The following is a 13109-nucleotide window of genomic DNA, read 5'->3' as shown; positions in this document are numbered from 1 at the left end:
CCTTTCCGCCGCGTGGGCTTATGTGATTTCTATTTTTGTCTAACCCGAAATCAGGAAACTTTCTGCTTTTTATTATCGGCGTTTTTCTGTTTTCTATTCATAGTCTCCACGGGGTTCCTCTGCCCCGCGTCCGGCAGGGCAACCGTGTCCACGCTTCTTTCTTTCACATTCATAATCAGCATCTGCAGGCGGTTTTCCAGATTGGCAAAGCTCACATCCGGATCGTAGTCAAGCGGCAGGATCTGGGCGTCCGGGTACATTTCCCGCATTTTTTTTACGATGCCGCGTCCTACCACATGGTTTGGCAGACAGCCAAATGGCTGTAAAATCACAAATGCCCGGCAGCCGTGCTCCGCATGGTGCAGGATCTCACCCGGAATCAGCACGCCCTCGCCCGCGTCAAAGGTGTGCGGGATGATCGGGTCACTTTCCTTTACCAGTTCCGGCAGGCGGCAGACAGGCGTATAGAGCGGATGCTGTTTCGCTATCCGATCCGCTGCCGCGTGCGCAGCGTCAAATACCCGGTTCGCCACATGGTACCAGTTTTTCTTGACAAACGGCTTTTTCAGATGATACGTCCGAATCTGCTCATCCTGGCAGAAATACGTTTTCCGGATAACATCCGTCATCCGCGCCTCGATAATCTCAAATCCATTTTTCTCCAGGTAGCGCTCAATCTCATGATTCGCGCCCGGATGGAAATTGAGGAGATACTCGCCGACGATCAGGACGCGCGGGCGCGGCTGGCTCCGGTCATATTTAATCGCATTCATCCGCTGGATCGCCTTTTTAAAGCCTCGCAGAGCACCTGAAAGTCCATGCTGCTCCAGACCATCCACGACGAAATCCATCGCCTCGTCAAATGCCTGATCGCTGCTTCCGGAAACCTTCTCATACGGGCGGATCTTGCGAAGTAGCTCTTCCAGAATATCGATCATCGGAAGCGCTCCCGCCAGACGGATCGCCGACATAAGGTTCATCCGGAAGCCCGGATGCAGATCATGATAATCGACGTCATCGTTCGTCAGAATCGCCACCTCCGGGTAGCCGGCGTCGTCAAGCGCCTTGCGAAGCAGCGCACTGTAATGGGTCAGGCGGCAGTCACCGATGTATTTTCCCATACCGATCGCCGTCTCAGATGGCACATACTGACCACTCCGAAGTGCTGCCAGCGCCTCGCCGATGACAATCTGCGCCGGGAAACAGATATCGTTGTGGACATACTGCTTTCCGAGGCGGATCGCCTCTTCCCTGCCGACCGCCAGCGGAACTGCCCGGATTCCCTGTGTCTTCAACGCCGCCGACATAATCCGGCAGAACGCGTGGGAGGTGTTCGGGACCAGAACCGTGCGCTTCTTGCGGTCTTCCACCTCAAATTTAACCGGATATGGATCCGAAAGTTCGTGAACCTGCCAGGATTTTTGAATGTCTGGTCCCAGCGCAGCCGTCCCGCATTCATTTCCGCCGCCCGCATTCTCCTGTCGGCTTGTTCCAGGCTGGTTTTGCAGCCTCTCCGCCATCTCCCGCTTCTTCCGCCGCATGTTGATCGTCTCCAGGAAGGAACGCACCCTGATCCGCAGCGGTCCCTGTACCTCGCTCTCGTCAAGTTTCAGGATCAGCGGTGATTTTCCGGAGATTTCCCGCATCATACGCTGAATCTCATCCGACAAATATGCGTCATGCCCGCATCCAAAGCTTACAAACTGGACATATTCCAGATTCTGGCTCTGTGCCGCCAGAACCGCAGACGCCAGCATCCGCGCGTGGTAATTGTTTACGACATCCAGACGGCTGTGGCTTAAATCCACATTTTCAATGCCCGGAACGGAATCTGCCGTCAGAACCGGAACGCCGAACTCGGTCAAAAGCTCCGGCAGGCTGTGGTTGACAAGCGCATCGTTCTGATACGGTCTTGACGCCAGCACCACCGCATAGCGCCCCTCTTTTTCCACCTCTTCCAGAACCTTCGCTCCCGCCTCTTTCAGGCGGCTCCCAAACTGCCGCATCGCATCATTTCCTGCAAGAACCGCCTTTTTCGTTTCCGACGGCTGGATGGAAAATGTCTGTTCCATATATGTAATAAGCTGACGTTCTTTATCTTCCTCCCTGTACCAGTAAAATAACGGTGCATCAAACGGAATACCCCACTGTTTCTCCGGAGAATCCGAGTTGCAGATCACAAGCGGATATCCCTTCACGACTGCACACATGGACTCGCTCGTTGACTCCGTATTTTCCGATCCGATCGCCGCAATCGACGGCATAAAAATACGATCCACTTTCTTCTTTACCAGATCGCGGATATGCCCGTGCACCAGTTTTGCCGGAAAGCAGACGGTATCTGAAGTTACCGCGCTTAAGCCTTCCTCAAACATCTTGTGCGTGCTCGGGGATGAAATCTGAATTTCAAAGCCCAGCGAACGCCAGAACGTCGTCCAGAACGGCATCGTATCCCAGAAAGCAAGGACGCGCGGCAGACCGATGGTTATATTTCGCCGCACAGTATCAGACACAGCCTTCGGCACAAGACCAGTCTTAACGGCTGCCCGCTCTGAATGACTTTTTGCAGACGATGCATCCCCCTCTTCCGCTTGATCCAGATAATCTGCAAACAGGAGTTCTTCCCGCAATTTATAGAGATTTGGCACTTTATTCCGGTTTTCGGACGCTATTTTCAGTCGCTCGCGCACCTTCACATCCTTCGGATCGCCAAGAATCTCGCCCCGCTCACAACGGTTGTTCGTGATCCATGAGGTTCCATTCGAAAACCGCACCACCGCACGCTGACAATGGTTCATACAGAACGGACACGGCACGTTCGCCTCCTGCTGCCAGGTCAGGGACTCCATTTGATCCAAACCAATAAAATGCGGCTGTTTCCGGCTCTTTGCCTCTTCCTTCGCTAAAAGCGCCGCACCGATCGCCCCCATAATGCCCGGATACGGCGCCCGGATCACCGGGCGGCCAACATACTGTTCCAGCGCACAGAGAACTGCATCATTTTCAAACGTTCCGCCCTGTACGACAATCCTCTTTCCCAGAGAATCCAGGTTCGACACACGGATAACCTTTGTAAATACATTTTCAATGATCGAACGACACAGCCCCGCCATGATGTCCTCCGGCAGCTTTCCATTTCTCTGCTCCGTCACGATACTGCTCGTCATAAAGACGGTACAGCGGCTTCCGAGCGCAGCCGGATGCTGCGAAGAAAATGCCTTTTCAGCAATCTCCCGCGCCGGAATATGCAGGGAGGATGCAAAATTTTCCAAAAACGACCCACAGCCGGATGAGCAAGCTTCATTCACGACAATATTTGTGATAACGCCATTGTCCAGCCAGATTGCCTTCATATCCTGACCGCCGATGTCCAGAAGAAACGTCGCATCCGGCGTGTATTTTGCCGCCGCACGCGCATGTGCCACCGTCTCAACCGCGTGTGTCTCGGCCGAAAATGCGCGTGAAAACAGCATTTCTCCATAACCGGTCGTCCCGGCTGCCAAAATCTCCAGCCGCACGCCGTGGGACGCATACTTTTCCCGCATCGCAATCAGTGCTTTCTTTGCCACCGTCAGTGGATCGCCTTGATTCGGCGCATAAAAGGAATCCAGAAGTTCCTCATTCTCATCTAACAGGACAAATTTTGTCGTCGTACTGCCCGAATCAATACCCAGATATGCCCGCAGCGTACTGCCTGACCGCGGATATACTGTTTTTCGTTCCGGGCGTCTGTGTCTCTCCTGAAATTCCGTCTGCGCCGCCTGGTCGGCAAAAAATGGACGGGAACGGAACGTGCCCTCCGCCATCTCATCGCCATTTCCGGCTTCACTTTGTTTCTTTGCTTCCTCGCGCGCCGCACGCACCTTCTCGATCCGATCTAACAGTCCGTCTGCCGTGGCGAGCGCCTCTTCCTTCGAAAAAAGCTTCACTGCCGCACGCGCCGCACCGCAGGCAATCAGAAGTTCCGGCCGGTCCGGACTTAAAATTTCCTCCGGCCGAAGGTCCAGACGTTCAGCAAACACGCGCACCAGCGTCCGGTTAAAGGTCAGCGGACCGCCCTCAAAGACGACCGGCTTCTCGATCGAAAGTCCCTGTGCCAGACCGCCGATCGTCTGTTTAGCAATCGCATGGAAGGAGGAAAGCGCCAAATCTGATTTTTTAACCCCCTGATTTAAAAGAGGCTGGATGTCGGTCTTGGCGTACACGCCGCACCGTCCGGATATATCATATACGGTTGTTCCCTGTGCCGCCAGCGCGTCAAATTCCTCAACCGGTGTCTTAAGAAGAGAAGCAATCTCATCCACAAACGCACCTGTACCGCCAGCACAGCTTCCGTTCATCCGCATATCTGCGACCTGCAGCTCGCCCGTCCGTTTATCCCTCTGGAAAAAGATAATCTTCGCATCCTGTCCACCCAGCTCGATCGCCGTTCCGATTTCCCCGTACATGGCTTTCAAGGCGATCGAGTTCGCCACTACCTCCTGTACATAAGGGATCCTCAGCTCTTCCGAGAGGTGCTTTGCGCCCGAACCGGTCATCGCCGTCAGAAATGACCGCCCCGCAATCGTCTCTTTCACCAATTTTACAGCTCTCGACACACTCTGAAGCTGATCCGAGTGATGGCGTGTATAGTCCGAAAACAGGACTTTCCCCGTTGCCACCTCCATCACTGCCACCTTCGTCGTCGTTGAGCCAACGTCAATTCCGACGAGAATCTGTTCCTGTCCGTTTTGTCCCTTCTGTTCCATTCTGTATCTTCTAACTCCTTTATCCCAGATGTCTGCAAACTTGTGCGGTCATTCTATCCGACACAAGCAGCCTGTGCCCTGTCATCTCTTTTCTCTTCATCTTAACAACTTCTTAGCATCCGCCAAAACATGAAGAAGAGGCATACGGTTTTTCCCCGCACACCTCTTTACCGTATGGATCTGTACGCATCTGCCTGTTAGCGCATCAGCCCTGCGTAGAGCTCCGTCGGCACATACGCCTCCACGTAAATGCCATCTTCCCGGTACTCTTCTTTTAAAAGCTGACCGTATTTGCGGATCGTCTGGATGCGTCCGGCTTCCTGGTAGGAAAATACCTTTTCCAGATAAATCTTGCGGTTTCGCAGAATCATTTCCAGAATATCCTTCAGCTCATCCAGCCCCGCGCCCGTCTTCGCAGAAATCTGCACCTGATAATCAGAATGCAGATCTTTCAGCGTCTCCGGCTGCTCCACCTGATCCATCTTGTTAAAGACTGTTACCACCGTCTTATCGCCGATCTCCAGCTGACGCAACGTATCATATACGACATACATCTGCGTGTCCATCTGCAGGTTCGACGCATCGACCACATGGAGGACAATATCGCTATAACGTGCCTCCTCCAGCGTACTCTTGAACGCCTCGATCAGATGGTGCGGCAGTTTGCGGATGAATCCGACCGTATCTGTCAGCAGGATCTCCTGTCCGCTCGCCAGCTTTAATCCACGCGTCGTCGGATCCAGCGTCGCAAACAGTTTATCCTGTGCCAGGATTCCTGCACCCGTCAAGGTGTTTAAAAGCGTTGACTTACCGGCATTCGTGTAGCCGACGATCGCCGCCGACAGCGTATATTTCCGGTCGCGCTGTTTTCTTGTCACCTCGCGGTGGCGTTTGACATCTTCCAGTTCCGACTTTAGCTGCCCGATCCGCTCATGAATCAGACGGCGGTCCATCTCCAGTTTCTTTTCACCCGGTCCTCTCGTACCGATACCGCCGCCCAGACGGGACAGGGAACTGCGCAGTCCGACCAGGCGCGCTGCGCGGTAACGCAGCTGTGCCAGCTCAACCTGGATTTTTCCCTCACTCGTCGTCGCATGCGCCGCGAAAATATCGAGAATGACCATCGTCCGGTCCATTACCTTCGTATCCAGCGCCGATTCCAGATTGCGAAGCTGTGCCGGGGACAGTTCATCGTCGCAGATCACGCCGGTTGCGCCCATTTCCCAGACCATCTCCCGCAGTTCCCCGATCTTTCCACTGCCCAGATAGGTGCCTGGATGAATCTTCTCCCGGTTCTGCACCAGACGCCCGATCGCCGTCGCCCCGGCGGTATCCGCCAGTTCCTCCAGCTCATCCAAGGACGCCTCCGTATCATCTTCATCAGAGGTGCTGACCGCCACCAGAATGACGCGCTCCTCCAGTTCTTTCATATCGAACAATTCTGCCATATTACCTCCAATATTTACCGGCTTTCCAGAAAACGGATTTCCTTCTGCACCTCCGGTGTGTCCGCACCGGCTGCCTGGCACTCCTTAAACTGTTCCAGCGCCTTCGCAAAATCGCCCTCTTTCTCATAGAGAACCGCAATATTCTGCCGGATTACCAGCGCCGTCTCACTGTCCGCCAGCGAAAGCGCCTCCTCATAATGGGACATCGCGCTCTCATAATCGCCAGCCTCCATTTCACTGATCGCAAGCTGATTATAAATCTCCGGCCCCGACACGCCGCGCTCGATCGCCTGATTGCAGTACTGGGCTGCGAGTTCACTATCCCCGGCATCCCGCGCCGCCGACGCAAGCGCCGTAAACGCCAGACTCACACCCGGAGCCGCGGCGCTGCTCTTTTTGCTGTTCTTCGCCTTTTCCTCCGCTGCCGCAAAATCCTTTTCGGCATCCTCCGCCTGTCCGGCTGCTGCCTCCGATGCCGCTTTATAATAGAGGTATTCCGCTTTTCCGCCGTCTACCTCCGCCAGAATTCCATAGGTCTGCGCTGCCGCCTTATAATCCGCCAGTTTGTATTCTGCCTCGCCGCGGTATTTTAAAACATCCAGCTCAAAAGAATTGACAATCCCATCGCTCTCATCCAGCGCTTTTCCAAACGAATCGATCGCATCCTGATAATTACCTGCATTTAACTGCTCGATTCCGGTCATACGCGCTTCTTTCGCTTCCTTCGATTCAGCGCCGCAGCCGGAAAGGATGCCCAGTGAAAGCACCGCTGCCGCCAGAAAAAGACTTATTTTTCCTCGTTTTAACCTCTTTATCTGCTTCATTTTTTACCAAACCTTTTTATTAATTCTTTCCCGTACTTCCGATCCCGCCGCGATCTTTATTGTCAAGTTTCTCTGTCTCCTCAAATACGATCTTCGGCTGATGCTCCATGATGCGGAACTGGCAGATGCGGTCATTGACATGGATCACTGTATCACGCAGCGCATATGCCGGAAAATGCCACTGATCGTTGTCCCCGCAGTAGCTCTCATCGATCACACCCATATGATTGGTCTGGATGATGCCGAAATTTTTAAAGGTACTGCTGCGCGGAACTACATGCGCCTCATAGCCCTTCGGCAGCTCCATCGCCACGCCAAGCGGAATCAGGGCAAAATCACCCTTTTTCAGCACCACCTCACGCGCCGCACGCAGGTCGATCCAGTCAGATTTGCCGTCAATGTAGGCGAGGCGGTCAATGGCGTCTGTGAAATATTTGATCTTTATGTTCATGCTGTTCATATCTGTATGAAATCCTTTCTTATGTCACATTTTATCTGGTAATGGCTGCCTTGCAGGTTTGTTTTTCACAAAGCACCTCCCCGAAAAATATTTTTCAACTTTCCAGTTTCTCTATAATACCACACGCGCGCGTTTTCCGAAAGTATTAATTCGTGCAGGCACGGACTTTCGCTCGTTGCGCGCGAAAAATCCCGGCGGCCTGGAAATCCAGAACCGCCGGGAAGGAAATAGGTTGGAGCTACTTCAATATCAGAATATTTTAAATGGATACTTTGCTGAACCAGCCATCAAATTATAAGAGGTTCATGAAAGTAGTCAGTACCATGGAGTTAAAGAAGTCTACGAATAAGCTTCCTACTAACGGTACGATGAAGAATGCACGCGGAGCCGGACCATAGCGCTCTACCAGTGCTCTCATGTTTGCCATTGCGTTCGGGGTTGCGCCCATACCGAAACCACAGAATGCGGTGGTCATTGCAGCTGCCTCGTAATCACGGCCCATGATGTTGAATACAAGGAAGTTTGCATACAGGAACATAACAACCGTCTGAACTAACAGGATAACAATCATCGGAAGCGCCAGAGCTGCTAACTGCCACAGCTTCAGGCTCATCATTGCCATCGCTAAGAACAGGTTCAGGGACAGACCGCCCAGTGCGTCAACTTCTTCCATCGGAAGATCTTTGTGCTGTACATCCCAGATGTTACGGATAGCAGCTGCTGCCAGCATCGCACCGATGTAAGTCGGGAATGTAAGACCAATGCTCTTAAAGAACGCGAAAATGAAGGTACCAACACCGATTGCAACTGCAAGGAATACAGCCGCAGTGGTAAATTTCTGACCGTCGATCGGCGATGCTACTTCGTCAACTGCATTGCCTTCCTCGGCTGCGGTTGATTTCAGATGGTGTTTCTCAACACGGGCACGGGCGATAGGACCACCCATCATACTGCCGGATACCAGACCATATGTAGCGGATGCCAAGGCAACTGTAGTTGCGCCTACAACTGCGTATTCCTGCTCCAGAAGCGGTCCGAAGGAACCACTCGTTCCGTGACCTCCAACTAACGGCATAGAACCCATACATAAGCCGAGAAGCGGATTCAGACCAAACGCTGCTGCCAGACCGCTGCCGACTGCATCCTGCACGATACAGATACCAACTGCCAGCGCCAGGAACATAAATACCTGAACGCCGCCCTTCTTTAACAGACGGAAGCAGGCGGTAAAACCGACGCTGCAGAAGAAGATCGTCATAAATACGCTCTGTAAGGTTGTATCAAAGGAAAGCTCCAGAACTCCTGTTGCATACAACGCCAGATGAGCGAATGCAAATACGACACCGCCCGCAACCGGAGCCGGTATACAATACTTGCTCAGGAAAGGCAGCTTCTGTACAAGCAATCTTCCCAGACAGTAGACCAGTGCGCCAAGAGCACACGCCTGATACATATCAAGCTCAAGTGTCAACATAAACAATTCCCCCTTTTGTTTTGCTGGCTTCTTTCATTTATGTAGCGATTTGAAAGAGCTGCTTGTTTGTTTGTGTTGACCTCATTTTCCACGTTGGCTACAAAAAGTTACAAGAAAATACAGAAATATGATGTTAAGAATCTGTTAATGTCAGAATTGAATGAATATTGTTAAGAAAACGTTAATATTTCATTTCCTTCTCTGCCTCTTCTGGCAGTTTCCCCTCAAACTTCAGCTCTTCCTCCGCCTCCATGCGGAACTCGTCGATTCGTCCCGGTGCCGGTTCCGGCAGTTCTTTCGTCGATCCGACTCCAAACCGGCGCAAAAATTCCTCCGTCGTCGCAAACAATGCCGGACGTCCCGGCACATCCAAACGCCCTACCTCGTAAACGAGATTGTACTCAATCAGTTTATTGACCGCGTGATCCGATTTAACCCCGCGGATCTTTTCAATCTCAAGCTTCGTGATCGGCTGTTTATAAGCAATGATCGAGAGTGTCTCAAGCACAACATCCGTTAAAATCTGCTTCTTCGGCGTCGCTGCCACCCGGATCAGATTCTCATAATATTCCGCGCGGGTCGCCATCTGCCAGCTGTCCTCCAGCTGCGTGATCTGCATGCCCCGCTTTTCTGCCTCATAACGGCTCTGTAATCGTCTGACCGCCGCTTCCGCGCGCTCTGTATCCGTCCCGAGCGCCGCCGCAAGCTGGCGCAGCTCAACCGATTTTCCCATTGTAAAGAGAACCGATTCCACGATGGCTTCCTCGCGTTTTTCATCTAATTCTGGCATACTCTTCTCCTTCCTCCGTCGAAAGTTCCAGCTCTGCCTCGTCTTCCGTTTCATCCACATCCACCGTATCGAGCTGTATCTCATCAAACAATTTTTCCTGCACCAGATGAATCCGTCCCATCTTCATCAGCTCCAGCACTGCCAGAAACGCCACGACTATCTCCAGGCGATCGGATTCCCTCTCCAGCACATCGCTGAATTTAAAATGACGGTGTTCCCGCGCATAAGAAAGCACCGACCTTACCTTCTGCTCCAGGCTGATCGGTTCCCTGCGGATCGTGCTGAACCGGCTTCGCACCGGGTCAAGCTTATTGGCATTCCGCTTCATGACCGCGTCAAACACTTTCTGCAGCTTTGCCAGCGTCAGACCATCCAGAAGCTTGTCCAGATCCAGCGGTTCTTCATATTTCGCCACCTCCCGGGGAATCGTCGGTTCCTTAAAAAAGAGAAGCTCTGCCTCCTGCTCCCGCTCTTCCAGCTCCTGCGCCATATATTTATACATCTTATATTCCAACAGCCGGCGCACCAGCTCGGCGCGCGGATCTTCCTCGTCTTCTTCCTCTTCTTTTTCCACCTTCGGAAGGAGCATCCGCGATTTGATGTCCAGAAGCGTCGCCGCCATCACCAGAAAATCGCTGACCACATCCAGATCCTCATGATCCATCTGATTAACATATTCCAGATACTGCTCCGTAATCAGGACGATCGGAATATCGTAGATACTTACTTTATTTTTTTCAATCAGATGAAGCAACAGGTCCAACGGTCCTTCAAAATTATCTAATTTATAGGAAATTTCCATTCTTTCCGAACTCCTTCTTTTAGCCAGCTTTTTCTACAATCATATACCAAATTCCGTATACATCCACCTGTGCCGAAGAGTTATTCCATACAATATTGTTTTCCCCGCAACGTCACACAAACCAGCTCTGGCCGGTCATTCAGCCGCACATTGATCGAATGTGTCCCAAGCCCCCGGCTGACGATCATCGTCTTTCCGTCCGCATCAAACCGTCCGGCGCACCATGGCAGGAAAAACTGGTACTGCGGCGTCATCACGCCTCCCAGCCCCGGGATCCGGATGGTTCCGCCGTGGAAATGTCCGCAAAGCGTCAGATCCGCGCCCCATTTCCGGCAGGTCTCAAAAAAGAGGGGAGAATGAAATAATAATATCTCATACATTTCATGTCCGGCTTCTCGCTCCTTTTCCGCCAAGTCAGGAGAAAACGATTCTTTCATCTGATGAAAACACGTCTTCTCTGCCGCAGTTCCAACCCGCTCCGAAAGCTCTTCCATCGGCAGTTCCGGCACCGTGAAATGATGCTTATAATATATCTCCCGCAAATTGCACCCAGTTACCCGGATCCACGGATTGATCTCCTCGCTCCGATCCGACAAATAATGAACCCCCAGACGTTTTAATTCCATCTGGAACCGATCATACAAATCTCCGTACACATCCCGCTCCCGGTTCATCCGCTCCTCATGATTTCCGTTCGCATAGTAAACCGGCACAAAGGAGGTCAATTTTTCCAGAAGCGATACCGTGACAGTTAAATCTCCTTTTCCTTTACAGATCATCATATCGCCGCCGATCAGCACCGCATCCGGCTTGAATGCGCGGATCGCTGCCACCAGCGGCTCATTGTCCGTTCCATACACATTATCATGCAGATCCGACAAAAATACGCAGCGAAACGCAGCGCCATCCGGCAGCTTCGGACTCTCTATCTCATACTGGTCGGTCACAAAATGTTTTTTTTCATATCCCGAGCGGAGCAAAAGCCCCTCTGTCACGGCTGCCAGTGCCGCCGCACATGCTGTGATTGCGATCATTTTGTTTCCTCCCATGTCCCATTTTCCAATTGGCTGCCGGCTGATTTTTGCTGCTGTCCGCATCACTGCCATCCTTATGTCCTGTAGACCCGAATCATTTCTATCCTGTTATCATACGGGAAACCGGTGTTTTCGTCAAGACAGGCAAATCCGTTGCTATTTTTTCGACCTCATGATAATATACTTTTAATAACACTGAAATGGCATTCACCTATCGTCAGCCATTCTTCAAAGGGAAATGAGCCGGTTACGGATATTTTCTTAATAACATAAATCAAGCGAGGTTTTCCATGCTTTCTTTTCTCCTGAACTGTAAACGGATTTACAACGATTTCATCAAAGACGAAGTCACGGTGTACGCCGCCCAGGCTTCTTTTTTTATCGTTCTCTCCGCCGCACCTTTTATCATGATTCTGCTGACGCTGATCCAGCTCATCCCCGCCGTCAGCCCGGAGGATCTGATGCACGTGATGACACAGCTTCTTCCCTCCAGCATCCACCCGCTGATTGAATCGGTAATCCAGGACATCCAGACTGTATCCCCGGCCGCCCTGCTCTCGGTTACCACCGTGGCAACCATCTGGTCGGCTGCCCGCGGCATGCTTGGGATCGAGCGCGGCTTAAACCGGATCATCGGCTGCCGCAAGCGCAGAAATTACCTTTTAGGACGTATCATCAACTCTGGCTATACCATCGTTTTTCTCCTGATGTGCATTTTCTCCCTGGTTCTGATGGTGTTCGGTTCCTCCCTGCAGCGCCTGCTATTCCGTTACTTTCCGATGCTGGACAGATTCGTTTCCTGCCTGATTAGTCTCCGGACGTTTCTTGCACTGGCGCTGCTGACGCTCTTTTTCGTCGCGCTGTACACCTGGCTGCCCTATGAACGGCAGGATATCCGTCTCCAGCTTCCCGGTGCGCTGATTTCCACCGTCGGATGGATCGGATGTTCCTACGGATTTTCCATCTACTTCAACTATTTCGGTAATTATTCTTATATGTACGGCAGCTTGACCGCCGTCGTGATCCTGATGCTGTGGCTGTACGCCTGCATCTGCATCCTGTTTTTCGGGGCGGAAATCAACCAGCACTGGCGCAGATAATCCCCAGCCCCAGGAACACCGGATACAGATAGCTTGCCCCAAACACTCCCAGCTGCTTTGGTCCGGTCACGCAGCCAAGCTCCTGCGCTTTTTTATACGCCACCAGGATGCTTGCACGCGTGACCGACTTTTCTTTCCGGCTGACAAACATCTCGTTGCCCCGGATCGTGTACGAATATTCCAGCCCTTTCGCCGTGTAAAATATTGCCCCTTCAAATGCAAGAATCGCTTCCCACAGGGCATCCGGCGTCTGTTCGCGCAGTAAAGTCTCCCTCTTCCGGCGCTGCACAGCTGTCTCCTGTACCTGGCAATCTGCTGTATCTGGTTTTATTTCATCCATTTTGGGATCTTATTTCTTCCGCGTCAATGAAACCACCGTCTCAACGGTATTCCCTTTGTCCCACAAAAGCTCCGTAACTTCCCCGCCAT

The 13109-nt window shown here is 52.2% G+C and carries 10 protein-coding genes; 1 reads left to right on the top strand and 9 read right to left on the bottom strand.

The features are described from left to right. Window positions 1-50 precede the first annotated feature (50 nt). The 8 genes from PUQ60_RS09005 to PUQ60_RS08970 form a co-directional block, all read right to left on the bottom strand. Window positions 51-4748 carry an acyl-CoA dehydratase activase gene (locus PUQ60_RS09005; RefSeq protein WP_273380440.1) on the bottom strand — a complete coding sequence of 1566 codons (4698 nt, stop codon included), beginning with the start codon at window positions 4746-4748 and terminating at the stop codon, window positions 51-53. A 197-nt stretch (window positions 4749-4945) separates the two neighbouring features. Next, on the bottom strand, window positions 4946-6196 hold the full coding sequence (gene hflX, locus PUQ60_RS09000; RefSeq protein ID WP_022359760.1) for a GTPase HflX: 1251 nt from the start codon (window positions 6194-6196) through the stop codon (window positions 4946-4948). Between the two features lie 14 nt (window positions 6197-6210). Beyond that, window positions 6211-7020, bottom strand: a complete 810-nt coding sequence (locus PUQ60_RS08995; RefSeq protein ID WP_273380455.1) for a tetratricopeptide repeat protein — start codon at window positions 7018-7020, stop codon at window positions 6211-6213. 19 nt (window positions 7021-7039) lie between these two features. Beyond that, the gene (locus PUQ60_RS08990) at window positions 7040-7471 is read right to left on the bottom strand and encodes a dUTP diphosphatase (RefSeq protein ID WP_117795742.1); all 432 of its coding nucleotides are present in this window, start codon (window positions 7469-7471) and stop codon (window positions 7040-7042) included. Window positions 7472-7772: 301 nt separating this feature from the next. Beyond that, window positions 7773-8954, bottom strand: coding sequence for a sodium/glutamate symporter (gltS, locus tag PUQ60_RS08985; RefSeq protein WP_107001574.1), 1182 nt, complete (start codon window positions 8952-8954; stop codon window positions 7773-7775). A gap of 181 nt (window positions 8955-9135) precedes the next feature. Next, complete coding sequence (gene scpB / locus PUQ60_RS08980) at window positions 9136-9744, bottom strand: SMC-Scp complex subunit ScpB (protein ID WP_118467432.1); 609 nt, start codon at window positions 9742-9744, stop codon at window positions 9136-9138. Continuing rightward, on the bottom strand, window positions 9728-10546 hold the full coding sequence (locus PUQ60_RS08975) for a segregation/condensation protein A (RefSeq protein ID WP_273393065.1): 819 nt from the start codon (window positions 10544-10546) through the stop codon (window positions 9728-9730). Before PUQ60_RS08975 ends, scpB begins: the two co-directional genes overlap by 17 nt. A gap of 80 nt (window positions 10547-10626) precedes the next feature. Next, window positions 10627-11580, bottom strand: a complete 954-nt coding sequence (locus PUQ60_RS08970) for a metallophosphoesterase (protein WP_273380458.1) — start codon at window positions 11578-11580, stop codon at window positions 10627-10629. Window positions 11581-11870: 290 nt separating this feature from the next. Here PUQ60_RS08970 and PUQ60_RS08965 point away from each other — a divergent pair, with 290 nt between their 5' ends. Next, window positions 11871-12680 carry a YihY/virulence factor BrkB family protein gene (locus tag PUQ60_RS08965; protein ID WP_118628753.1) on the top strand — a complete coding sequence of 270 codons (810 nt, stop codon included), beginning with the start codon at window positions 11871-11873 and terminating at the stop codon, window positions 12678-12680. Here PUQ60_RS08965 and PUQ60_RS08960 read toward each other — a convergent pair. Next, the gene (locus tag PUQ60_RS08960) at window positions 12658-13020 is read right to left on the bottom strand and encodes a hypothetical protein (protein ID WP_273380461.1); all 363 of its coding nucleotides are present in this window, start codon (window positions 13018-13020) and stop codon (window positions 12658-12660) included. The genes PUQ60_RS08965 and PUQ60_RS08960 overlap by 23 nt on opposite strands. Window positions 13021-13109 lie beyond the last annotated feature (89 nt).

The organism is Clostridium sp. AF02-29 (assembly GCF_934835585.1).
Taxonomy (GTDB): domain Bacteria; phylum Bacillota; class Clostridia; order Lachnospirales; family Lachnospiraceae; genus Otoolea; species Otoolea fessa.
The sequence above is the reverse complement of the archived record's forward strand: the minus strand, read 5'-3'. Positions and strand labels throughout refer to the sequence as shown.